Annotated in this window: 22 protein-coding genes and 5 pseudogenes; 16 read left to right on the top strand and 11 right to left on the bottom strand. The window is 32.8% G+C overall.

Annotation, left to right across the window (positions count from 1 at the left end):
• Nucleotides 1-197: 197 nt before the first annotated feature.
• Entirely contained in the window at nucleotides 198-824 is a 627-nt protein-coding gene (locus tag ACU8YW_RS28295) for a hypothetical protein (RefSeq protein ID WP_262720393.1), read from the bottom strand.
• A 654-nt stretch (nucleotides 825-1,478) separates the two neighbouring features.
• Here ACU8YW_RS28295 and ACU8YW_RS28290 point away from each other — a divergent pair.
• Entirely contained in the window at nucleotides 1,479-1,943 is a 465-nt protein-coding gene (locus tag ACU8YW_RS28290; RefSeq protein WP_446894119.1) for a hypothetical protein, read from the top strand.
• Between the two features lie 358 nt (nucleotides 1,944-2,301).
• On the opposite strand, the gene ACU8YW_RS28285 is transcribed toward ACU8YW_RS28290, so the two are convergent.
• Nucleotides 2,302-2,976, bottom strand: a complete 675-nt coding sequence (locus tag ACU8YW_RS28285) for a hypothetical protein (RefSeq protein ID WP_097815243.1) — start codon at nucleotides 2,974-2,976, stop codon at nucleotides 2,302-2,304.
• Nucleotides 2,977-3,448: 472 nt separating this feature from the next.
• Between ACU8YW_RS28285 and ACU8YW_RS28280 the strand changes: the two genes are divergently transcribed.
• A complete protein-coding gene (locus ACU8YW_RS28280; RefSeq protein WP_166689422.1) occupies nucleotides 3,449-3,619 on the top strand; it encodes a hypothetical protein in 171 nt (56 codons plus the stop codon).
• A 244-nt stretch (nucleotides 3,620-3,863) separates the two neighbouring features.
• Here the strand turns inward: ACU8YW_RS28280 and ACU8YW_RS28270 are convergent, their stop codons facing one another.
• The 3 genes from ACU8YW_RS28270 to tnpA (ACU8YW_RS28260) form a co-directional block, all read right to left on the bottom strand.
• Nucleotides 3,864-4,160: a hypothetical protein gene (locus tag ACU8YW_RS28270; protein WP_000219733.1), complete on the bottom strand. Its 297-nt coding sequence runs from the start codon at nucleotides 4,158-4,160 to the stop codon at nucleotides 3,864-3,866.
• 1,100 nt (nucleotides 4,161-5,260) lie between these two features.
• The gene (locus tag ACU8YW_RS28265) at nucleotides 5,261-6,373 is read right to left on the bottom strand and encodes an RNA-guided endonuclease TnpB family protein (protein WP_446894118.1); all 1,113 of its coding nucleotides are present in this window, start codon (nucleotides 6,371-6,373) and stop codon (nucleotides 5,261-5,263) included.
• Between the two features lie 11 nt (nucleotides 6,374-6,384).
• Entirely contained in the window at nucleotides 6,385-6,783 is a 399-nt protein-coding gene (gene tnpA, locus ACU8YW_RS28260; protein WP_046956862.1) for an IS200/IS605 family transposase, read from the bottom strand.
• 898 nt (nucleotides 6,784-7,681) lie between these two features.
• Here tnpA (ACU8YW_RS28260) and ACU8YW_RS28255 point away from each other — a divergent pair.
• Nucleotides 7,682-7,879, top strand: a pseudogene (locus ACU8YW_RS28255) (5-deoxy-glucuronate isomerase); the annotation flags it as partial.
• Between the two features lie 180 nt (nucleotides 7,880-8,059).
• Here the strand turns inward: ACU8YW_RS28255 and ACU8YW_RS28250 are convergent.
• Nucleotides 8,060-8,266 (bottom strand): hypothetical protein, encoded by a 207-nt coding sequence (locus tag ACU8YW_RS28250; RefSeq protein WP_088063460.1) that lies wholly within the window; start codon nucleotides 8,264-8,266, stop codon nucleotides 8,060-8,062.
• Between the two features lie 260 nt (nucleotides 8,267-8,526).
• Between ACU8YW_RS28250 and ACU8YW_RS28245 the strand changes: the two genes are divergently transcribed.
• From ACU8YW_RS28245 to ACU8YW_RS28200, 10 genes and pseudogenes are all read left to right on the top strand, one after another.
• Entirely contained in the window at nucleotides 8,527-9,126 is a 600-nt protein-coding gene (locus ACU8YW_RS28245; RefSeq protein ID WP_098649461.1) for a hypothetical protein, read from the top strand.
• A 160-nt stretch (nucleotides 9,127-9,286) separates the two neighbouring features.
• On the top strand, nucleotides 9,287-9,514 hold the full coding sequence (locus ACU8YW_RS28240) for a hypothetical protein (RefSeq protein ID WP_071732440.1): 228 nt from the start codon (nucleotides 9,287-9,289) through the stop codon (nucleotides 9,512-9,514).
• A 74-nt stretch (nucleotides 9,515-9,588) separates the two neighbouring features.
• Nucleotides 9,589-9,893, top strand: a pseudogene (gene tnpA / locus ACU8YW_RS28235) (IS200/IS605 family transposase); the annotation flags it as partial.
• A 268-nt stretch (nucleotides 9,894-10,161) separates the two neighbouring features.
• A complete protein-coding gene (locus tag ACU8YW_RS28230; RefSeq protein ID WP_252196083.1) occupies nucleotides 10,162-10,305 on the top strand; it encodes a hypothetical protein in 144 nt (47 codons plus the stop codon).
• Between the two features lie 250 nt (nucleotides 10,306-10,555).
• Nucleotides 10,556-11,629: a response regulator aspartate phosphatase gene (locus ACU8YW_RS28225; protein WP_098134649.1), complete on the top strand. Its 1,074-nt coding sequence runs from the start codon at nucleotides 10,556-10,558 to the stop codon at nucleotides 11,627-11,629.
• The gene (locus ACU8YW_RS28220; protein WP_017658030.1) at nucleotides 11,626-11,751 is read left to right on the top strand and encodes a hypothetical protein; all 126 of its coding nucleotides are present in this window, start codon (nucleotides 11,626-11,628) and stop codon (nucleotides 11,749-11,751) included. The genes ACU8YW_RS28225 and ACU8YW_RS28220 overlap by 4 nt, the downstream gene beginning before the upstream one ends.
• A gap of 152 nt (nucleotides 11,752-11,903) precedes the next feature.
• Nucleotides 11,904-12,293 (top strand): hypothetical protein, encoded by a 390-nt coding sequence (locus tag ACU8YW_RS28215; protein WP_098134647.1) that lies wholly within the window; start codon nucleotides 11,904-11,906, stop codon nucleotides 12,291-12,293.
• Between the two features lie 259 nt (nucleotides 12,294-12,552).
• Nucleotides 12,553-12,801, top strand: coding sequence for a metal-dependent hydrolase (locus ACU8YW_RS28210; RefSeq protein ID WP_257131297.1), 249 nt, complete (start codon nucleotides 12,553-12,555; stop codon nucleotides 12,799-12,801).
• A 182-nt stretch (nucleotides 12,802-12,983) separates the two neighbouring features.
• Nucleotides 12,984-13,912: pseudogene (locus tag ACU8YW_RS28205) on the top strand (DUF3994 domain-containing protein).
• Between the two features lie 733 nt (nucleotides 13,913-14,645).
• Nucleotides 14,646-17,927, top strand: a complete 3,282-nt coding sequence (locus tag ACU8YW_RS28200) for a VaFE repeat-containing surface-anchored protein (RefSeq protein ID WP_426934636.1) — start codon at nucleotides 14,646-14,648, stop codon at nucleotides 17,925-17,927.
• 78 nt (nucleotides 17,928-18,005) lie between these two features.
• Here ACU8YW_RS28200 and ACU8YW_RS28195 read toward each other — a convergent pair.
• The 4 genes and pseudogenes from ACU8YW_RS28195 to ACU8YW_RS28180 form a co-directional block, all read right to left on the bottom strand.
• Nucleotides 18,006-18,239: pseudogene (locus tag ACU8YW_RS28195) on the bottom strand (3'-5' exonuclease); the annotation flags it as partial.
• A 72-nt stretch (nucleotides 18,240-18,311) separates the two neighbouring features.
• Nucleotides 18,312-19,433, bottom strand: coding sequence for an IS200/IS605 family element RNA-guided endonuclease TnpB (tnpB, locus tag ACU8YW_RS28190; RefSeq protein ID WP_427325940.1), 1,122 nt, complete (start codon nucleotides 19,431-19,433; stop codon nucleotides 18,312-18,314).
• 394 nt (nucleotides 19,434-19,827) lie between these two features.
• Nucleotides 19,828-21,255 carry a serine hydrolase domain-containing protein gene (locus ACU8YW_RS28185; RefSeq protein WP_426934638.1) on the bottom strand — a complete coding sequence of 476 codons (1,428 nt, stop codon included), beginning with the start codon at nucleotides 21,253-21,255 and terminating at the stop codon, nucleotides 19,828-19,830.
• 311 nt (nucleotides 21,256-21,566) lie between these two features.
• Nucleotides 21,567-21,695 (bottom strand): annotated as a pseudogene (locus ACU8YW_RS28180) (3'-5' exonuclease); the annotation flags it as partial.
• Here ACU8YW_RS28180 and ACU8YW_RS28175 point away from each other — a divergent pair.
• From ACU8YW_RS28175 to ACU8YW_RS28165, 3 genes are all read left to right on the top strand, one after another.
• On the top strand, nucleotides 21,674-22,261 hold the full coding sequence (locus ACU8YW_RS28175) for a colicin E3/pyocin S6 family cytotoxin (RefSeq protein WP_218923189.1): 588 nt from the start codon (nucleotides 21,674-21,676) through the stop codon (nucleotides 22,259-22,261). The pseudogene ACU8YW_RS28180 and the gene ACU8YW_RS28175 sit on opposite strands and share 22 nt — an antisense overlap.
• A 14-nt stretch (nucleotides 22,262-22,275) precedes the next feature.
• A complete protein-coding gene (locus ACU8YW_RS28170) occupies nucleotides 22,276-22,821 on the top strand; it encodes a hypothetical protein (RefSeq protein ID WP_088065095.1) in 546 nt (181 codons plus the stop codon).
• Between the two features lie 106 nt (nucleotides 22,822-22,927).
• Nucleotides 22,928-23,251, top strand: a complete 324-nt coding sequence (locus ACU8YW_RS28165) for a hypothetical protein (RefSeq protein WP_088065096.1) — start codon at nucleotides 22,928-22,930, stop codon at nucleotides 23,249-23,251.
• Nucleotides 23,252-23,589: 338 nt separating this feature from the next.
• On the opposite strand, the gene ACU8YW_RS28160 is transcribed toward ACU8YW_RS28165, so the two are convergent.
• Complete coding sequence (locus ACU8YW_RS28160; RefSeq protein WP_098134635.1) at nucleotides 23,590-23,844, bottom strand: SunI/YnzG family protein; 255 nt, start codon at nucleotides 23,842-23,844, stop codon at nucleotides 23,590-23,592.
• Nucleotides 23,845-23,987 lie beyond the last annotated feature (143 nt).

The following is a 23,987-nucleotide window of genomic DNA, read 5'->3' as shown; positions in this document are numbered from 1 at the left end:
GTTTTGAATATTTGTTTACTTTTGCTTGTTTTTTGGAAAAGTAAAAAGAACTTGTAGTTTTATCTACAAGTTCTTTTCGATTAAAAGGTTTATACATTTAGTTGGTTGGATAATATTTCAATTCTTCATATTACTAACAGAAGAAATTAACCAAGACAAATAATTCTTTTCAATAAGAGAAAAAATACAATTTTATATTAAGACCAAATCCATCGATCACCAGTTAATGCTTGAGAATCATTAACTTTTTCAATCTCATCTGTTATCGACCACTCATTACTTCTTTCAGCGTTCGCCATATGAACTTTAACCTTTTCACCTACATTAAATTTCTGCCCGTGTGTCAAATAAACTGTAACATTACGTTTACTTCCGTCATTTCCAGTATATTGAACAATTACATAAATATATTCTTCTATTCCAAATTTAAACTTATCTACTTTTGTAACATGTCCTATTTCATATTCGTATGCAAAAACATGTTTTAAATAACTTCCCTGGTGTAATGTATCAGTACCTTGAACCTTTTCAATTGACTCTGCAACCATATAGTCCGTAAAATTACGCATCATTGCACCAGTAGCTTTTATTTGATCACCAACTTTTACATTTGGTGTAGAGTTGAAATAAATACTAATAGGCTCTGAATACTTTGTTGATTCAACAGAGATAACATTATCAGTAACCTCAATTACACGCCCTTCAATTGTTGATAAATTTGACTCGATAGAAGCTGCACTTGCTTTTGTTACTTCTAATCCTGGTAGATTTGTGCCTGCAAGAGCTGCAATTCCTAATGCACCAGCTAAAATGATTTTTTTCATACCTTATAACATCTCCATTCCGGTTGTAGTTAAATGCGCAGTTAGGTTTAATTCGTAAATAACTTTCTTATATCACCCAACATGTAATCATTATAGTTACAACGAGAATTATTATCAACTAAAATTGAAATGTAATTTTGCATAACGATAAATCTTAATTTAGTAATTTATTATTCAAATGGAACGAAAGATGTGTATGTTTGAAATTGTTACCGTAGAGTAAAAAGGAACCGTCGTGCGAAATGGGGAAAGAAAAATCCTAGGCGTAAATGGTCAACATATGAATTTCCTAATTAAACAGTGGAAAATTATAAAAGTTTATATTATCCGTTTGAGGGAATGTTTAGGAGAAGAGTGGAGAAATCGATGGATTAAGAGGGAAATACTAGCCATTTAATACATTTAAAAAAGACGAAATAGGCCATCATGACTGTCTATTTTTTATTGCAAATTAATCCGCTGAATCCACCTGTTTTTTTAGAGCTCTAAAAGATGGGGAAACAAATTTTAACATACCGACTCGAAAACTTTGACTCTTAGAAAACATTTATAAAATGATTGTAAAGTAAATAAAGATAAACAGATTTTATCAATAGTAAAATATAGGTATATGATTTCGTAATAAAGACAAAAAATAAAGAGGGGATGAGGAAAATGAATTTAAAACAATTAGGGATTATATTATTAGGAACCGTAACACTTGTGTTTAGTACTACAAATTTTGTAGATGCTGCTAGAAAACAGAAAGAATTTAGAGATACGAAGCCAAATAATACACTTGAAACAGCCAATAGATTAGATTTGGGGTATGATTGTGTGGTTTATGGCAATTTAAATTTAGACGATAAAGACGGTATAGATATCTTTAGATTTTCCCCAAGTAATACCATGAAAGTTGAAGTTACTTTGCAGGGAATGCATGATGATAATGATTTTGATCTATTTGTACGAAATTCGAAAGGTAAAATAATTAAAAAATCTTTGAACCTTTCTAATGATATGGAAAAAATCGTCTTTGAAGCAGAAGAATGGGAAGACTATTATATTGAAGTAAGTTCATCGGTAAGAGGGAATGAAGATAATAACTTTGATTATATTTTAGTAGCAGAAAAATATTAAAACTAGTAAATTTAGAGCCCATCCAAATGGGTGGTTTCTTATTTTTTCAAGAGATATATGTGTAAAGCCAGTTGGGGTTATTTTTTCGGAGTATTATTTTTACTTAGTGGCTTATCAAACGAAGTATAACTTTGAATTGTAATAGTAAATGAATTAATTGATTAACCTATAAAAACGTAGGAATTAAATATTTCTACGTTTTTTTGTACATAACATTTAAATAAACAGCTTGTTTTTTGAAAAAGTTGAAAGATGGTATTTATATTGGCGCGAATATCTATTACAATGGACCCTATAAAAAAAGTAGTCGCAAGTGCAACTACTTTTTTTCAAAAACATTATTATTCAAATAACACATTTAGCGTAAACTTGCGTTTAATGGTACTTGAGAATAAACTGTGAAATTGTTACCATAAGTACCGTGTCTTGAAAATGAGGAAGAAATTGAACTGTTCCAGCTTTTGTAGGTAGACCCAGATGTATCTGCTCTTAGAAGTACATTTGAAAAGCTAGCTTGGCTAAAAGTATTACGTCCAGTATCTTCAACCCCCTGAACCATTTTTACTGGTTCATATTGAGAAAATGAGCCATATACTGGCTGATTTGCATATCTAGGGTTTCCATTTACATACATAGTAACCGTACCATTTCCGTTATTAACTATTTTAAGATTTACTCGATCACCATCTTTAATTGACGCATCAAACTGTGTGTTCCAATATTTACTGTTTTGACCTGATTCATTATATCCTGAATTTAGAAATACTTTATATCCACTTGGTGTTTTGGAAATACCACCCTCAACTTTAGATGCTCCAATACCTAAATACCAATTCACATACCCATCTTTAACAACAACTGATTTTGGTAGATTTATATCAGCTGCAATCCCGGTATAGGTACTATTTGTAACACTTTTTACAGCACCTTCTGTAGCTGCAAAACTAGTAGTTGAAAACATTGATAGAGAAATTAGAAGTGAACCAACTAGATACATCATTTTTTTCTTACTTTTTCTTAATACTTGATTCATTTTAGATCCCCCATATTTTAAATTATTAAATTGTATGGAAAGTTGGCCAACTAACTACAACTTACAAATTAAAGATATATCAGGTTTCATTTAATGTATATATTTTCCTGTTATAAGTCATCGAAATGTCAAATAAATTTGTTTTTTCATATTTATCAATATAGGTGGAGTTGATAGATTAAAGTGGTATGTCTATTTAAATGTAAGAAGATTTTGTTAAAAATACTATTAAAACCTATAAATATGTTGTAGATAATATGTACTACGGTTCGTTTTGGAGAGAAAAATATGGAATGAATATAGCGGGATTTATCAAAGAGTATATCTGAAATGTTTAGAAATAGATTAAAAACAAAGGAAATAAATGAATCGTTTTTGTTAAGGAATTCATTGAAATAGTTCGTAGATGAAGGGGAATATATGATTTAAAAGACATGGATTTCCTATATAAAAGAAGAAAGGGGATCCAGCTATGGGAATTACAAATACAAGATCGAAGTTAGATAATGCAGCTATTGAAGAGGCTATAGAGGCATTAAAAGATGAAAATGAATGTTTATGTATGGAAATTGATTACTTAAAAAAGTTAAAGGCCTTCCTTCAAAAAGAGATGGAATTACAGAACAAGACAAAGCAAGAGTAATTTATCTTACAAAATTCGAAAGTATATAACATATTAAGATAGTACTAGATAATTATTGAGGTCATTACAATCGCAAAAAAATCAAATTACACTTAAAAGGAATGAGTCCAGTACAATACCGGACTCACATTCAAACAGCCGCTTAATTTTTTGTTTAATTCTTCAGGGTCAGTTCATTATAGGCAATCGATTGTTGGCTTGCTACGCGTAGTGATTGCTATTCTTTAACTCATCTCATATTACGTTAGTTTAAATATTGAGAGTAAAAGAATAGGAATAGAAAAATTAATGTTTTGCTAAATAATCTATTAAAGAAACTTAAAGGAATAACAAGTTCTCCTATTGTAAGGATTTTAAGTTTATCCTTATTTAGTCCTTTTATTAATTCTTTTAATGTTTGGAAGTTTATTTTATTTACGAAAGACCAACTTGGCACAGCTTTTGTATCTGAACCTATTTTGAAAATGATATGAATACTATGTGCATGAAAACCGCTTATTATTAAAATAAGCATAAATCCTAAAATAATGAACCAAGTCATTTTTCAACATCTCCTTTCAGTATTTAATATTAAGATATTAAACCTGTTGAGAAAGTGTGCTGTTGTCCATGAAAAATATTGTGAAATTGTTGAGGAAACGTTGAGAATGTTGAGATGCTATTAATTGTAGCGGAGTTAATAATGCTTGTCATATTATATGTGTGAAAAAAGGAAATAGGAAAGAGAACAGTTGCGTAGACTGTTCTCTTAAGGAGCGGAAGCGCTGAACATTTTCAATGACAATGATTCAACCATTCCGTTAATAGTATGTGTAAATATTTATAATCTATACAAGAAAGGCGGTTATTAAAAATAACCGCCTTGCCTCAGGGAGAATCCAAGAAAATTAGAGATTCATTATGGATACAGATTGGTTGTTACCCATCTATTCGTAGTATTGGAAATAATTCTATAAATTATTCATAAGTTAAAATCTCAATTCATCGTTGGATGAGTGACACGCAAAGTAAAAAGAGCACTTTTTAAGATGTGCATTAGGACTTGAAAGAGGCATCAATGACAATTTAGAAGGAGATATCTCTATACAACATATGGAGATACTATGGAAGCGTGACGATAAAAAATAAAAAGAGCAGTTAGAATGAACTAACTGCTCAGCTCCAGGGGAATTGGAGACTTGGTATTTTATATTATTAGCAAACTTTCGGTGTATTATTCGAAAGTAGATATAGATAATTATTAATATTGTATTAGTACATTTTATCATTTAAATAGTGTTCCTCCATTAGTAACATGAGACTCTCCACTTTCTCCAATTTCCTCAACAGGAATAAGTGGTAAATTATTATCTGATCTATTATTTCTATTCATAGCATTAAAGATAAATTGTGCGTACTGTTCTCTAGAGACCTTCATATAAGGACTATAGTCATTGTTACCTGTGCCTTCCGCGATATGGTTGGAATGCCTTCGTTAATACAGAAGCCATTTCAGCATGTGGTGAACTACCTGCCACTTAACGTCCTAATGGACTGTTTGAAGTGGGGGCTTCTCGGTTAGTCGTTACTTTTGATAGCTAACGAATTCGTCCTAAGACAACCGAGCTAACTCCCTCGTTCCAAGGGTTATTTGATTGCTATCTATGCTAACGCTAATAGGCGTATTGCTTCATTTTTGATATTGATAGCTGCGTTATAATCTCTATCGAGATTTACACCACATATACAAGAATATACTTGCTCAGACAATGACATATTTTTCACATTTCCACAACTGCTACATGTTTTTGTGGAAGGAAACCATTTGTCTATTTTCACAAGTTGTTTGCCTTGTTCGTGTAGTTTATAAGCTAAAAAAGAAGTGAACATACCCCAACTATTGTCAGCGACACTTTTTCCAAAATGAAGTGCTTGCGACATGCCTTTCATATTTAGATCTTCAATAGCTACAACATCAAAATGAGTAGCTAACTCTTTAGACTTATGATGAAGGAAGTTCTTACGTTGGTTCGCTACTTTTTCATGTAACTTAGCTACACGGATACGTTGTTTATTCCAACGAATAGAACCTTTTGTTCTTCTTGATAATACTCGTTGTGCCTTTGCTAATCGGTCTAACATTTCACGATAGAACTTAGGATAATTGGCTCTCTCATCCTCAGAACTAACGTATAATCGATTCATCGCAAAGTCTAATCCAACAACTGTTACTACTTCTTTTTGTACAATCTCTTTTTCGTATTCAGTCAAGATAGACACATAGTATTTACCAGTAGGTGTCATAGAAATCGTACATGACTTGATTCCATGGTCTTGTGGTATTTCTCTATGCTGCTTGATACGTACCATTTTCAGTTTTGGCAATTTAATATGACCGTTAAGCAACATAATATTTCCGTTCACTACATTCGTTGTATAAGACTTTCTGTCTTTTTTGCTTTTGAATGTTGGGAAGTCATTTTGACCACGAAAGAAATTCTTATAGGCAGTTTGCAAGTTTAGTTGAGCATTTGCCAATGCTAATGAATCCACTTCTTTTAACCACTCAAATTCTGCTTTGTATTTCGCAGGAGTGGGAAGCTTTTGTTTCTTTAGTTGTTCCTTATCATCTTTGTATTTTTCGTACACTTCTTTTCGTTCAGCTAACATTCTATTATACACGAAACGTACACAACCGAAGGTTTTACGCATAAGATATGCTTGTTCTTCTGTTGGATACAAACGGAATTTATATGCTTTATTATGCTTTGTCATATCATTTCACCTCACTTTTCACCTTGATTTTCAATATATTTTTTTACTACGTCTATTGATGAACCACCAGTAGTTAGTAAGCAAAAACTTCTTGACCAAAACATCTCTTTCCATAGTTTTTTTCTCACTTGTGGAAAGTCTCTCTTGATGAGTCGAGAGCTTGCACTTTTATAAGCATTGATGAATTTTGTCATTTCTGTATTAGGGTGTGCCTTGAACAAAATATGAACATGATCTATATCATGATTCCATTCAACTAATGTGATGTTATAGCTTTCAGATAGTCGAACAAACATATCTTTTGCATAGTCTGACATATCATCATCAAATACATTTCTTCTGTATTTCACGACCAATACAAGGTGATAATACAACGAGAATACTGAATGGTTATTACTATCTAATTTCATTGATATACCAACCTTTATCATTTATAAGACTGATTATATCAGAGGCAACATAAAATGCAAAACCTTTTGGCTACGCCAAACCGAAGTCCATCTCCCACCTACCGTTGGTCTACGCCCTTCACACACTTGAGGAAGGAGAATTCTTTCGGGGAATTCGTTAAAAAATTGCAAGATAGACCAGTAACTAGATTTGGTTATAATATTTTTGATTTTATAAAGAGGAAAGGGGTAGTTTCAATTATCGAGACAGTAAAAGGACAAGCAAAAAGGATTAACTTTGAAGAAAGTGCGTGCTTTAATTGTATTAGGAGTCTTAATTATCGTATAACTACGTCCTATATAGCTAGGGAAAATGAACGGATAAATTGCATAGAAGTCTTTGTATATCCTATAGGCTTAATTCTATGTATGATACTTGGACATTTTGGGTTACCAGAGTTTTCAATATTAGTAGGGTTAGTATGTATTGTATGAGGTATCCTTATGGCAGTAGGAATTAGTGTCATATAGAAACAATAAGAGCACAGAGCATTTAAATAGAATGCTTTTTATTTTGCATAGAAAAAGGAACCCAGAAGGGTTCCTTTTCTTATTCCGATCTATCTTAAGCGCATATAAGATAATATTATTTTACATCTTAATATTAGGAATTACAATAAATAATTAGAGATTACTGTGAGTTGGTGTAAATGGGAGAAAGAACTATGAATGTTCCTGCATGCTCTGGTTCTAATGAGCCTTGCATATGGACATCAAATGTCTAATAAGCAAATCGGTGAAATGTTTCTACCGGTGTATCCTCAAGGTTGATTAGCTTGTAAAAATGAAACACTACGCTGGAAGATAGAAATACTTACAAATTTTAAAAGAATTCCTTTTGTGTACCAAGAAGCAAAATTATCGCGTTGTACATAATAGCTTTATTACAATTCCAGGTGAGCTAGACCACCCGCAAGCAACCGCGCCTGGATATGCAATGTATTTTTGTTGGATGATTCGACATCTTGAGAATAACCCATGGAATGATCGCATTATGGAGGAAGACCACAAGTGGTTATTAGAACCAAACGTGAAAATTTGGCCAGAAAAGGAATAAATAGAAAGGAAGATCCTTTTTACTGTTACTGTCGGGCTATCGTTCTGCGCACATTTGAAGAAGGAGAATTCTTTCAGTAAGTATGTAGAAATGATCCTTTATTTTGACGTTTGCTTCTGACCTGATAGTTATTTTTTATGGAAAAATCAGTTTACTGTTATTAAGTTTTTTCTTTGTAATTTATTTTTTGTTTGTTGTTCTATCTACATCTAAAATGGGTGAGTCTGTGCTGTATAGGTCTTGGTTACTTTCGTTATTGTTATTGTTTGGATTATTTTTCACTTGAGATGATGTTTCTAGCAGTTGTTCTTGTTCCTTACTAGGGGTATTCAGGGCATCCGAAGGGACGCGATTAATCTGTTCGCTCAATAGATTTTCTTTGTCCATATTATACAGCTCCTTTTTGGAATGAGATAAAAAAATGGAATTATTAATAGACACTTCGATATTTTGTGTCTTTGAAAGGAATTATATACAAACTTATATTGCAAAGTTAACTAACAAAAAAATATTGGTGATGAATAAAGGGATACAGAATTCAAGTTCGAAAGTGTGGTTCTTCTATCTAATAAGATAAGATATGATTTGATATTTTCTTAGTTTTGGTTCGTTAAGTTTATATACTTAAAGTAAAGGGCTTAATTTCAATTAAGGGGGAGAATAATTTGGAGGTATATAACTCAGCTGCTCCTGCACAAACAAAAAATGAAGATCTACCATTCGATATTTCCTGGATGACCGATTGGATTGTAGATTGGTTTGGTTCTTTGTTTAATGGAGGCAGTGATGTAATAAAAGATGGGGGAGACAAAATAGATGGGGCAGTTCATGCGAGTGTGCCTGCATTCTTTGATGTTATTTTCCTGATCCTTTCTGTAGTAATTTTAATATCATTATTAGTTTTTGGGGCTTCTTTATGGTTTAAACATATAAAGTGGAAAAAAAGATCAATATATTTTGGAGTAGGGTCTTTCATTCTCATACTATTAATAAGGATTTTACCGGTGTTAATGTTGACAACACGTTCTTTTGATTTTCAAACTTTTATGAGTAATATGGTGGGTTTAATCACTTCTATAATTTTAGGGACAGCTGTATTAATGTTTTTAATATCTCTAGCACTAGGTATGCTTTATAAGAAATTTGAACATCCGAAATATGGGAAATGGAGTTCAAGTTTAAGATATAGTTCCATTTTTATATTTGTAACGACATTGTTAGTACCAGCCTTACTGCGCCATTTATAATTTTGGTTTATATAAGGAGATAGAGGAATAGTGAAGGTAACATCTATATTTATTCCTTCTATATATACTAGTACTTATTCTCCTTTAGGTTTCTAATTTAAATCTAATAAGTTAAAAAGCTTTTGGTGTATGAGGTTTTGATAAGGGAGGATGAGTATTAGTGACTACGTTCATTGTAATGGTTAGTATTTTCTTAATTCTATTCGTAATTGGTCCTAAAGCGACTAAGAGAAAAGAAGAAAAAGATAGAATAGAAAAAGAACATAAGCAGAAAATGGAGGCTTTAGAAGAAGAAAAGTTGGATTTTGATATTAATGGAAGCAAAGTAAGGTTACATAAAAAGCCTAAATTAAAGAAAAGTATATATAAAATAAAGAGTAACAGATAGCTTTTTAATTAAAAGGGGAAAGGGATAGAATGGATAACGGGTTTCTTTGAACAAAGTAGGGAGCATCATACCGGACAGATTTAGAAGAGTGCTTTAGGGAGTTGGTACAAGAAATATGCGACGAATTAGAAATTGTCATTGTCGCTTTAGAGTGTAACAAAGACCATACACATATGTTTTTAAACACGCTGTCAACATTTATTCCTTTGATATTATGGAAAAAATCAAAGGAGTAACTTCAAAAAAATTGAGAGAGGAATTTCCTTACCCTAAACATTTTCCAAGTTTATGGGCATGTAGTTATTTTGTATCTACCGCAGGAAATGTATCGAGTGCAACTTTTAAAAAATATGTAGAAAAACAAAAAACAAGGAGCTGAGAAAGGTGCAAATTAAATGTAGTAATTGCGGATTTGAACAATTTATGAAAGACCATAAATTCAACAGAGAATATAGAGATGACTACAATAATGCCTTGTTTGTTCTGTGTGGGAGAAATGCTTGTGATACTTCTCAAATTAAAATTCCGAGTGGTTATATCAGAAAAATGATGTGGCTTGGTTCGTGGTCAATTGTAAGAGTTATAACTTTAGACGAATAAAAAAGTCTTAAGAGAGCTAGATTTATTAGGAATTTAGTTGAAGAAAAATGTACCAAACGATAACAGTAAAAATCGAGCTACTTCCTACAAAAGAACAGGCTTTCATCATAAAGGCTATTGAAAGAGAATATATCTCTACAATCAATGCACTTGTATCTGAAATGGCACAGCAAAGAAAATATATGAAATGAAAGAAGCCATTTGTGATAGAGTGGCTCTTTTTGTATTAAAATATTTTCTCATGTTCTGTATTTTGTTGCTTGAAGTGAAACTAAACCTGAAAATAGCTACTAATTCTAGAGTGATACCTAAAACTTGAATTACTTTCTTCATTTTCTTCTATGAATATTCAAAAATAAGTTTCTCAAGTTAAAATATTGTGAATATATTTATAAATGCAAGTATACCGTGATAATATTTGATAAAAGGGGGTAGGAGCAGATGAGTGTTAACCTCATTTCTAACGAAAAAATCACCAAATTATTAAATGACTGGTATCAAGCTATGATTGCACAACGTGTATTACAGTCCGAAAAGATAAAAGAAGATATTGAAAGTAAAATTAATTATATCAAGGAAGATCAAACAATATTAATGTATTACGCTTTACTAAATGCGCGGTACAGCCTTCTAATTCGTGATACGAAGGGTTCAAAAGATATTTTAGACAAAGTCGAACTTTTAACAGACGAAAATGAAACATTTTTAGAGTACTATTATCATTTATTTAAAGCTATTTACGCCATCAATACGGCCAACAATAGTGAAGCAAGGGTTCATTTTGAAGAAGCTGAAAAGCTTCTAGATTACATGCATGATGAAATTGAAAAAGCAGAATTTAATTATTGGGTTGCTGTTTACTACTACCATATAATGAAACCAATTCTAGCAATTCAATATGCTATGAAGGCAAAGGAAATATTTATAAATAACGCAGGATATGAATTGAAAATAGCTGCATGTTTAAATACTTTAGGAATGGCAAACATACGACTAAATGAATTTGAAAGTGCAGAAGAATATTTACTTTCAGCATTAGACACTTTCAAAAAATCAGGTGATGAAATTCTAATTAAACGCGTTAAGCATAATTTAGGACTTTTATATGCAAGTCAAAACATGCCAGAGTTAGCAGTTAAACATTTAGAGAATTCATTAGAGAATAACTTTAAAACTATGTTTCTTTTAGCGAGAGAACATTTCAAGCTAGGAAAGCATACTATTGCTAATGAATATATTGAACAAGGTTATAAGCTTAGTGATGTAGGTTATCGTCATCATTTCGAAATCTTAAGGGCATTACATAATAAAGCGCCACTCGAAGAATTTGAGAAATTAGTTATAGAAGGTATTTCGTATTTTGAAGCAGAAGAATTATATGAGTGGGTAAAAGAGTATGCTTCTCTTTTAGGTGACCAATTCTACAATTCAAAAAATCATGAAAAGGCAAGCAAATATTTACACATTGCTTTAGACGCAGACAAAATAAGCAAAGAAAGAAGGGCGCTAAAATGAAAAAAGCTATCTTATTAATGATGATGTTGTCCACCGTTTTTACTTTTGGTCTTACTAATGTAAAAGACGTACCACAACAAGAATCAATTGAAGTATTTATGGATCATGGGGAACATATTTAATTTTCTAAAAAGAGGCTAATAAAGTTTTATTTAATCTAATTATTAAACAGAGATCTGAGCGTATTACTGATGCTTGGATCTTTTTTAATAATAGGGGATTTGTGAACATAACTATCGGTTGATTACGGAAATAATGATTGTGGGGGAAAAAGATGAAATGGGGAATAGAAGCAATAAGAGGTTATGAATTAAATGGTAACGACTTAAATTGGTATACTTTTTGGGGGGAAGGATATCAAAGTACAAACTGGAGTTACTTATCTCTTTCTTATCTTCAAAACTTTTTAGAAACATCAGGTTTGAATAGAGATCTGATATTAGAACTGCTGCCAATTAATTTTAAAGGCATTGTATTGAGTTCTCTCGAAAAGGAGGACTTAGAATTTCTATTTTCTTTAACTGACCCCAAAAGGTGTTTGGAAATTTTGACTCAGTATAACTTAATGGATTCTGCGGCAAACTATACACCAAATATGGAATATAAATTGAGATGGTTAAAAGAGCGTTGGGTAAAAGGATATTATATTTTTGCCAACTGTTAAGGTAAGGCTTGAATAATAGAAAGGAAGATAAGATTGAGAGAACCAACTCATGTAGTAGCAGGGGCAGCATTCGCTTTAATTACACATAATTATGCGGGGATAGGGATGATCCATATTTATTAACGGGCACATCAATAATTGGAGCATTAATACCAGATAATTGTCATCAAGGATCCACTTTAGGAAGAAAAATACCTTTATTATCTTGGGGTATCAATAAAACTTTTGGTACCGCACTATAACACATAGTCTAATCTTCTTGTTTGGTATAACGGCACTTCTTAAGTACCTAGCTCCCCAGTACCCCATAATATATATAGGAATGTTTATTGGGGTATTAAGTCATTTAGTGTTAGATGCCCTTACTCCAAGTGGGATTCAATTGCTTTATCCTTTGAAGATGAAAATAAGATTTCCGATATATACAAGCACAGGGAGTATGATTGAATATATATTTTTCTTTTCACTTATTGTAATTGACATAACTTTAATTGGAGGTTCTTTTTAAAATTACATGAAACATAGGGAAGAGATAAGGCGCTCGAACAGCTATTTAATGTTCAAGTGCTTTTTTTATGTAGAGTCTACATTTTAATTAATGATGAGATAACTTTACATCTTATTTATACACATTATGTTATGGTGCAATATGTTAATTAAATACAATTTTTTCTAAGGGGATGGGGCATAGTGAAAGCAAAGAAACTAGTAACGTTAGCGATACCATTTATGCTATTGGCAGGTTGTGGTACCGATAAAACAGACACAAAGCAAAAAGAAAAAGTAGAGTCTAAGTCAGAAACTAAGGAAAAGTTATCAAAAGAGCAGTATCCAGTACGCATGACGGGTTTATCTTCTGAATTAATGAATAAAATTTCTTCTATAACTGAGATAGCATTAGATAAAACGAAGGACGAAAAAGATTTAGTAAAAGGGTTAGTAAAAGAAGAAGCTGAGTTACAAAAGACTATACTAAGTTTAATAAAATAGAACCGCCTAAAGAGTATCAAGACTCACATAAAGAAATATTAAAGGCGGTAGACTGTTATAGTAAGGCATATGCAATTCAGGCTAAAATGGCAAAAACGGATGCTAAAGACATAGATAAATCAAAAGCAAAAGAATCAATGGATTTAATCAGAGAAGGTAATGGTTATTGGAAAACTGGTTTCAAACCAGTTGAAGATGCTACAGTAAAAAAAGCTAACGATCTTGGTTTCGGTACAGGAGCAAAAACTGATACTCCTCCACCTGCTAAGTCCGATGATGATAATGTGCAAATATCCGCAGACGGTAAAGAGTTATTTGGCACGTGGGGTAGTTACAGAGGTTCTGAGTTTCATAAAGGTTTAGACCTTAGAGAAGATAATTCATTCACGGCTTATGATGATACTGGTAAGTCTTCTTATGAAGATAACCATATGATAGGTACGTGGTTATATAATGCAGACAAGAAGCAAGTAACCATGATCCCTACTGAATTTGTTAAAGACGGTAAGAAGATAGATGCTAGACAAATGAATGCGGTAGTAGATTATACTGTTGAGTTCTTGAGAGCAGGTTCTTTAAGAATGGTAGATAGTAAAGGTAACAAATTAGAAGTAGAGAGACAGAAGTAAATATTGTTTACAAAGGGGAGGATTCATGAATTATGCTACTGTAGCATCACTACAACGGATGCTACAATTGCAACAAATGGAAGCCGCTGCAAGCAATAAATTAATTTTAAAGCGTGCTGATTTGTAAGCACCAAATATTCCCCCCAGAAAAGGCAAAGTAATGTCATGAAAAAAGAGCCAGATTGTATGGCTCTTTTTAAGTATTAAAATGTTTTCCCATGTTCAGCATTTTGAGTAATGTTGTTTGAGGTAAAACTAAATCTGAAAAATGGCTACCAATCCTAGAGTAATACCTAAAACTTGAATTGCTTTTCTCGTTATTTTAGTGCCTCCTTTTCCGAGTTTTTGAGACTGTAGTACCTACAAATAGACTTGAAATTTAGTTTCCATAATTATTTTTGAGCCCTAGCAGAATGAAGAACAAGGGAATTAAATCTGCCTATTCCGCTAGCTAAAAAAATGTGGAAAATTAATAACTTGAGTAAAAGAACTGCTATTAACATACTTAACATACATATTTGTTTTGTTAATTGTGGGCGTGTTTTGAGATTTGTATATAGTAATTTCATTTGAAAACTTGAAAAACATTAAAATATGTAAATTTTTCGAATTTTTCATTAAATCTATTTAATATTTGTAATTTGTTGTTTTATAATGATACTCGGGTTGGTCGTGAATGTTTTAGATATTGCGATATACAATCGGATTAATTTATTTTAGGGAGGTTTCAAAATTGGGTAAGAGAGTTATTATAAGAGTTTTTACATTATTATCAGTACTAGCATTATGCCTTAATGTGTTTTTACCAAGGGCTAGTGCAGAGGTTATGACGCACGAGAAATATTCAATGAACTGGAGTTATAGTAATAGTTTAGGTAAGTACATTCGAACTGAAATGATTAAAAATTCAAGTGGTCAAATTGCTTATTGCTTAACTCTGGGACTAAAATCACCAAATGGTGAAGATCTTCCTGAAATGGGGAAAACAGATAATATAGTATATAGGGTCCTATTAAACGGTTTCCCGCAAAAAAGTGTTGAGCAGCTAGGAGTAGCTAATCAGAATGAAGCACATTACGCGACTCAGCTTGCAGTTTGGAATGCATTAGGTCAACTTGATGTAAATGAACTGAAACATGAAAATAAAAATGTTGAAAAAGCGGCTAAGGCAATTATCAATGCTGCTAATAATAGCGGCGATACACAAGATATCTATATGAATGTTATCCCAGCTGAAAAGCAAAAAGCAGAATTAAAAGGTGAGTTCTTCGAAACGAATCTATATACAGTACAAACAAATGCTAAGAGTGGTTCTTATAAAGTAGTAGCGAAAAATGCACCTAATGGAGTAAAAATTGTTAGTGAAAATGGTGAAGTGAAAGATCAACTTTCAGTTGGAGAGAAATTCCGTATCCAAATTCCTAAAAATACAAAAACAGGTGAATTTAATCTAAGTGTTGCTGCAAACTTAACAAAAGTTCAAGCAATTGCTTACCGCGGTACGGATACTGTTCAGAATGCTACAGTATTACTAGAAAGAAATGAAGAAAAGCTTAGTAGTGACCTTGCAGTAAATTGGGAAGCTGCTGGTGCTTTAAAAATTAAAAAGGTTGGAGAAAATGGAGAAGTATTAGCTGGTGCAGTATTTGAGGTCTTTAATGCAAATAATGAATCAGTTGGAAAAATCACGACTGGTGCTGATGGTACGGCAGGATTAAATAACCTACCAATTGGTACTTATACTGTAAAAGAAATAAAAGCGCCAACAGGCTATGTTTTAGGTGATAAACCACAAACTATTGAGGTTAAGACAGGAGAAACAGGGGTTGTTCAAATAGTAAACAACAAGGCAAAAGGGAACATTGAAATAAAAAAACTTAGTGATTCAGGTAAAGTGCTACCTAATGTTGAATTCACTGTTTTTACTGAAGATGGAAAAGAAGTGAAAAAGGCAGTAACAAAAGAAAATGGAATTGCAAATGTTGAAGGCCTTACATTTGGGAAGTATTATTTCTTAGAGACAAAAACACCAAATGGATATATTGGAAATAAAACAAAGTATCCTTTTGAAATTAAAGAACACAATAAAACACTGACTTTTACAGTAGAAAACACCGAAGTAAAAGGTAGTGTAAAACTACTAAAAGTAGATAACGAAGATATTAGTAAAAAATTAGAAGGTGCAGTATTCGAGTTAAAAGATGCAAGTGGAAAAGTAATTGGCGAATATAAGACAGATAAAAATGGCGAAATTAACGTTAAAGATCTAGCGTATGGTAAGTATTCATTTGTAGAAAAGACTTCTCCAAACGGTTACGTTCTTGTTAAAGAACCAATTGTGTTCGAAATAAAGGAACATGGAAAAATTATTGAGCTATTAGCAGTTAATCATCTAATCAAAGGTGATCTGGAAATTACAAAGGTAGATGTTGCGGATGGAAACAATAAGCTTCCAAATGCAGAATTTACGATTTATAACGAAGCAGGAAAAGAAGTAGTAAAAGGTAAAACAGATGATAAAGGTATCGCTAAATTTGAAAAGCTACCATTTGGAAAATACACATATAAAGAAACTATTGCACCAAACGGTTACATTTTAAATGAAGAGACGTTTTCTTTTGAAATCAAAGAGAATGGTCAAATAATTAAACATATCGTCAAAGATGAGAAGATTCCTTCAATTAAAACAACAGCAACTGATAAAAAAGATGGTACAAAAGAAATGCACACTTCTAAGTCTGTAACAATCCAAGATAAAGTGGAGTACAAAGACCTACAAGTAGGTAAAGAGTACACTGTAAAAGGTAAATTAATGGATAAAAAGACTAATAAACCATTAGTTGTAAATGGTAAAGAAGTAACTGCTGAAACGAAGTTTACACCAAAAGAAGCAGCTGGTTCTATTACATTAGATTTCACTTTTGATGCAACTGTTTTAGAAGAAAAAGAAGTAGTAGTATTCGAAGAGTTACTGAAAGACGGAAAAGTTGTTACTACACATGCTGATATCAATGATAAAGGTCAAACAGTTAAGTTCGTTAAGCCATCAGTAAAAACAACTGCTACAAACAAAGCTGATGGTGGAAAAGAGATTCATTCAAAGGATTCTATCACTATCCAGGATAAAGTGGAGTACACTAGCTTAGTTGTTGGTAAAGAGTACACTGTAAAAGGTAAATTAATGAACAAAGCTATTAATGAACCATTATTAATTGATGGTAAAGAAGTAACAGCTGAGACTAAGTTTATTGCAAAAGAAAAGAATGGTTTTGTAACATTAGACTTTACTTTTGGTGGTGCTGAACAGCAAGGAAGAGAAGTAGTAGTGTTTGAAGAATTATTACATGAAGGTCAAGTAATTGCAACTCACGCTGATATTAACGATGTAGGTCAAACAGTTCGATTTGTAGAGCCTTTTATTAAAACGACAGCTACAAATAAAGCTGATGGTTCTAAAGAGTTAGACTCTTCTAAAACTGTAACAATCCAAGATAAAGTGGAATACAAAGACTTAATCGTGGGTAAAGAGTACGTAGTAAAAGGTAAACTAATGGATAAAGCAACAAAAAAACCATTATTAGTTGATGGTAAAGAAGTAACAGTAGAGTCTAAGTTTACTGCTAAAGAGAAGAATGGTTCTATTACATTAGACTTCATATTCAATGCTTCTGCATTACAAGGTAAAGAAGTGGTAGTGTTTGAAGAATTGTATCAAGATAATGTCTTGGTAGCTATTCACGTTGACATCGAAGATAAGGGTCAGACAGTGAAATTTAAAGAAGTAAAACCGGAGCAACCAAAACCAGAACAGCCACATAAAGATAAAAATACTCCAACTTCAGAACAACCAAAAGAGCAAGTGAAAGAACAACCACAACCTAAGAAAGAAATTCAATCTAAAATTGGATGGTTACCGCAAACAGGTGCTGACCTAACAAGTTGGATCTCTATGGCTGCAGGTGCATTACTGTTAATTGTTGGTGGAGTTATTTTCTTAAAACGTAAAAACGCATAAAAATTAAAAAATAAGCACATCTGTTTTTACAGGATGTGCTTATTTTTATGTTAGTAATTTAGCCCTATTTACAGTATTTTAATCTATTTGATTATTTTTGAGTTGTTGAAATAATTCCAGGACAGCAAAACAGTCAGCTGCTGCTCGATGCTTAATCGTTAATTCCGTTGCATCACTTAATGAAATCCATTTTTTTGAATCAACATAATCGCCGTACATTTTCATAACACATGTGGATTTAAAATCCTTAAATTCTACATTGTTAGCAATACAAGTGTTTTCTATCATGCCTAAATCAAATTCAGCGTTTTGAACTACCCCCACTTTCACTTCGTTTAGAAGTGGGGGATTCCTAAGTAAAGAGTTCTATCGAACTCTAATTGATTAGGCTAACCCCGCAGTCCTTGCGGTTAGAAGCCTTATTGCTTCATTCTTTATATTGATACTTGCGTTAATATCCCTATCATGGTGTGTACGACAAGAAGGACAGTCCCATTTACGTAGGTTTAGGTTTTTAACGTCTTTGTTTTGATATCCACAACAAGAACATAATTGGCTGGAAGGAAATGTTTTCGATACGACAATGACTTGTTTACCATACCATTTTGCTTTATATTCCAACATGGTTCGAAACTGTGACCAAGATACTTCACTAATTGCTTTTGCTAACTTACGATTTTTTAACATATTCGATACTTGCAAATCCTCTATACCGATAACATCGTGGTTTTTGATGATTTCAGTTGAGATTTTGTCCAAGTAATCTTTTCTAGCATTTGATATATATTCATGAATTCTAGCTACTTTTACTCGTTGTTTATTCCAACGAGAAGATCCTTTCATTCTTCTAGAAAGAACACGCTGTACTTTCGCCAACTTATCTTCTAATGATCGGAAAAACTTCGGATTTTCATAGGGTGTTCCATCTGACAAAATAGCGAAATCTTTTAGTCCTACATCTATCCCAATGTAAGAATGTGTTTTCGGAAGTTCTTGTACTTCTGTTTCAACTAATAGTGACACAAAATATCTGCCAGAAGGGTTCCGTCTAACTGTAGCATTTACAATACGTCCCTTTACTTCGCGACTTTTGGCATATCGAACAAGACCTAGTTTCGGCAACTTTATCTTGTTTCCTACAACAGAAATGTTTTCATTTGTTTGTTTTGTGGTGTAAGATTGAACGTTGTTTTTCTTAGATTTAAAGCGCGGTGCGCTGTTTTGTTTTTTGAAAAAGCGTGTATAAGCATCGGCAAGGTTGCGAACAGACGACTGAATCGCAATACTATCCACTTCTTTCAGCCAAACAAACTCTTTCTTCATGGCAGGAAGTTTGGCAGAGCATGTACCATAGGTCAAGCCTTTTCCTGTCTCTTTGTATGCGTGATCCCATAAGGATAGAAAATGATTGAATACAAAGCGGGAACAACCAATCGTCTTGTTTATTAGAATTGCTTGTGCTTGATTTGGATAGATACGAAACTTATAGGCTTTATTGATCATCATTTCATTCACCTCCATTTCGGTATATAACTATTATACACAGAACATATATTCGATAGATAGTAAAGTAACACCTTCTGTATGTCGAACAATTAAGATGGCTTCCTGCCATCCCTTGTTCGAAGCCAATTCATCTCCCACCTACTCACTTCGCGTTCCTTGAGGAAGGAGTCTTCTTGGCTAAAATGATAAATGTGCAGAAATAATAAAGTTGTTTAAAAATCTTTATTCCACGAATGGAGCAGGTTAGTGGAAGCAATAGTAATTAGGTTTGACTGGGAAAATTGTCGATGATATTAAAAAAGACACCGAAGTGTCTTATGTTTTTCAAATTAAGCATACCGATAAATTGAAATTTAATTACTTAACATTTTGCTTATCTTGGGAGCGAGGTATTTTATCGGTGAGTGTATACAAACCATGTAATGCTTGCTGTTAATAATGCTGACGAAATCAAAGCTGTAAGAACACTATATGTTTGCCAAATAAGTATTGTTGACCAATCGAAAGCACAGCACAGTATACCCAGGGCAATCGTAGCGATCAGGAAAATAACTGTTACGGTTATTCTCTTTTTTGTCATTGGCTGCCGTTCATTCGTTTTCCTTCTGCGTAATCCTAAGAGAAATAGCAAAACGGCCAATAGGCAAAGAATAATTGTGATAGACGACAAAATGATATCCAAAAGCTGTGTGCCGCTTATTTCATATGACTGAGTTAGATTGCCTTCTAATATATCTTTAACTTTTAGTACTATGTTTATATTGGTATTTGCGCCGTTGCTCAGCAAGGAGACGGCTGTTCGTTCATTTAGCAGTATGGCTACTTCGGTTCTGAAATTTGGATTGCCCCCAGTGTGTTCTATAATCGTTTGCTCGGCGTTTACGGACCAACCTGCCGCATAATACATACCGTTGACAGCTGGAACAGACATATCACCCCTATGTGATTTTTCGATAACCGTGTGAAATATTCCGGGTATGTCCTGCACAATACCCATCTGTATGCCCATCCAACGCGCCATATCTTTTGTATTAGAAATGATGTAGCCTGCCGGTTTATTCCCAGCATAATCCGGAGCTTTAAATGGAGTTGTCATAAAAAAGGAAGAACGGTAGCCCTGTGCCAACTGCCCAGTCGCTTGAGCATCTTCTTTATAAACATACGTCTGGTGAAGACCTAATGGCTGAAATACCTGTTCCTTCATAAAGTCTTCATAGCTTTGTCGCGACACAATCTCAATAACCAAACCCAATACGTCATAATTAACGGTTCCATAGTTATACTGTTCACCGGGAGGGAACGCCAATTCAGCATCCACGAGCATTTCCACAGTCTTTTGCAACATATCCGGTGTATTGCCTTGTGGAATATTTTGAGTATGCATAATATTTTTTAGACCACTGGTATGGTGAAGAAAGTTATTTAGTGTAAGACTTTGCATATCAACAGGTTTCCCTTGATACTTTAACGTAAACCAAGGTAAATATTTTTGGACAGGGTCAGTCATTGAGAGCAGCCCTTTCTCTTCCAACAGCATAATACCCATACCGGTAAAAGCTTTACTGACTGAGGCTAACTCATAGAGTGTATTTTCACTTGCAGACAAACCCTTTTCACGGTCTGCATATCCTGAAGAAAAGTAGAACACTTCATCATCAGCAAGTATTGAGATTGACATTCCCGGCACACCTGATATACGACAGGCATCATCTAGCAACGCTTGTATTGCCGCAGATTGCGAATCTGACAACGCATAACTTTGTGTTGCGAATCCTGAGGATAATATAAATATCGTTAACACAAAAACAATAATCTTTTTCATAAACTCTCCTTTTTGGAAAATTATAAGAGAATAATATAAATAACCTCCTTTTACAACTACGAAACTAAATTTTAATTTATCTTTCTATTCACCTATATAGTATCAAGTAATTGTAAAGAATTACACTTAAACGAACAGATGCGTTAGTTCAATAAGAAGTAAACAACTTTATTATTCATTTTTTAAGTATTATATAAACAGATGGATGTAATTTGAAACAACTTTAAAGAGCCTTACTACGTAGAATGTAGTAAGGCTCTTAGCTTTTAATAATCAAAATTCAATAACTTTATTATTATTACTATTATACAATAAATAAGTAGAGTTTTTCCTGCAGTAACTTCACATAATTTTTTATACATTACTGTCCACGATGGTGCATCGTGGACAGTTTTATTAGTAATACCATGAATGGAGGTTGCTTCAGCTGGAATATTTAGAAGAACAAAAACGTTCCGCTAAACAAACTTCATTATTCCTTGATTTAGCTCCTGGAATTGGAGAAGTAAAACAAGGTATACAGCTCTTTACGGGCGAGGAAATGTTTACTCATGATAAATATGCGCCAAGTGACTTTGTATGGGGAACACTTACTGCAGTTACTGGTGGTACAACAAAAGTAATTGGCCGTACCTTTGGTAAACTAGGCGATCTGGAGAAAAATGCACAGAAACTTGGTAATGTAACAAAAAATGTATCAACAGGTTCTTTCGATGTAGCAGCCTTTGATAAAAAAATCGCAAAAATGAATATAAATGAAAAAGCCGCTGAAATAAAAATAGCCTCAAAAGGCATTGCTGAGCAAAATGGTTGGAAAAAAGACTCAAAACTGAGCAGAGTAAATAAAAGGGACGTATATGTTGATTCAAAATCCAATAATCTTTATGCTTTAGATACACAACATGGTAGATTTGAAGTACTTAATAAAAAGGGGAAACATCAGGGAGAAGTAGACTTTAATTTAAACTCAACGAAACCTGCGGGACATGATTTGAAAATGGGTTAAGAAAGGATTCATATATGAATGAATTAGTAAAAAAAGCAATACAACATTTTTATGTAAATGGAGCTGTAAATGAATATTTACTTAGGTGTGAAAATAAAATTGAATTACCTAAAGAATTAACTGTATTTATTCATAATGCACACATTCAAACAACACCTGTCAACATTGATGATATTTGGCCAGCAGAAAAATATGTATTCGATTTTAAACCATATAAGAAAGAGAATTTAAATATTTACTACAGCAGTACTTTATTAATTTCAAAATTGGCACCTGTATTTTACTTACAGCATGAATTTTCAGTTGACTGTCCTGGCGATACGTCACTCATGTCAACTTTAGATGGATATGACACACAGCCCTATACGAGTCAGCAATTGGAATTTGACCAACAAGTTATTCAATCTTTAACATCGAAGAATTATACACAACTATCCTATGCAGAAGTAAATGAGGTTGTAATGAACCTCAAATTCCCAGAGGGGGTAACAATTTTTGGACCTCAGGTGACTGTAGAATACGCTATGTTTCATGATGTACTTGATTTATGTCCAGAATAATAGTCACTACTTCATATAGTAAATATACTAGTTTCATACGGTGCAAAATAAACATCGTATGAAACTATAAATACACTACCTATAAAATAAGTTAGGAATACTCAAGTTGAATATTAAATATGATGAATACGAATTATTGGAAATTTTCGAGAGTGAACCAGAAGATTATTTTATTCCTGGTGCAGGTGCATATAGATATAGTAAAATAGACAAACTGGGATTTGAATTAGTAATGATTATGTGTTATTACGAGGAAACTGTTGAATTAAAAATGTGTTATGAAAATAATTGTATATTTGAAACCAATATGGATTCGGCTAAACGAATCTATACCCGCAATGATTCATTGTATGTCCAAGGTGGCGTAGGAAACAAAACAATTGAAGTGAAATTCAAACCACATTTTACGATTCAAATAGAGGAACTCTAAAACATAAAATATTAAAATGACATAATATACGTTTACCTTAGTTCTTTAGGTAGTTAGGGTTTGACATACTAACTTAAAAGAAAAATGTTGAGCAGTTCATCTTCATTATACATCAATATATCTGAATTAAAGATGCAATTTTGCATCCAAATTTCTGCAGCATCAATTACATATTACCCTCAAATATAGCAAAAGGTGACCAAGATAATAATTTTCGTTTTGAAGAATTCAAAAGTGTTAGCAGCCATACTAATGAATTTAATAAAATAAGGAAATTTCTATGACTTCTCTCTTTTGCTTTATTCGAACTTTGTTTGAATCTATTTATATGACCATCTTTAACCAAGTATAGTCTTTAAAATCGACACTTTGTTTGTAGTAAATAATACATAATTTTGTTTTACAGTTCTAATTAATATACGATCAGTTGTCGCATATGCAGTTCCGATACGGATTGCAGTTGGTTCTTCAACTCCCGCATAGGTAGCATCTTCGGTAACCTCAAGCACATCACGTAATGGGATTGTAACCTCCGCCAATTGCCATGAAATTATTAACTCTTCTTTTGTTTTTTTTACATCAATACCTAACATTATACCAAGACCTTTCTATAATAGAATGCTACACTTCTTATCTTATTATAAGAATTTTTAGATTATATTTCTACATGTATGAATAGAACTGATATTTTAAGGATGTCAAAAGTACGGGAAGATATACTATCAATCTATTAAGA

It is taken from the genome of Bacillus pretiosus (assembly GCF_052947655.1).
The sequence above is the reverse complement of the archived record's forward strand: the minus strand, read 5'-3'. Positions and strand labels throughout refer to the sequence as shown.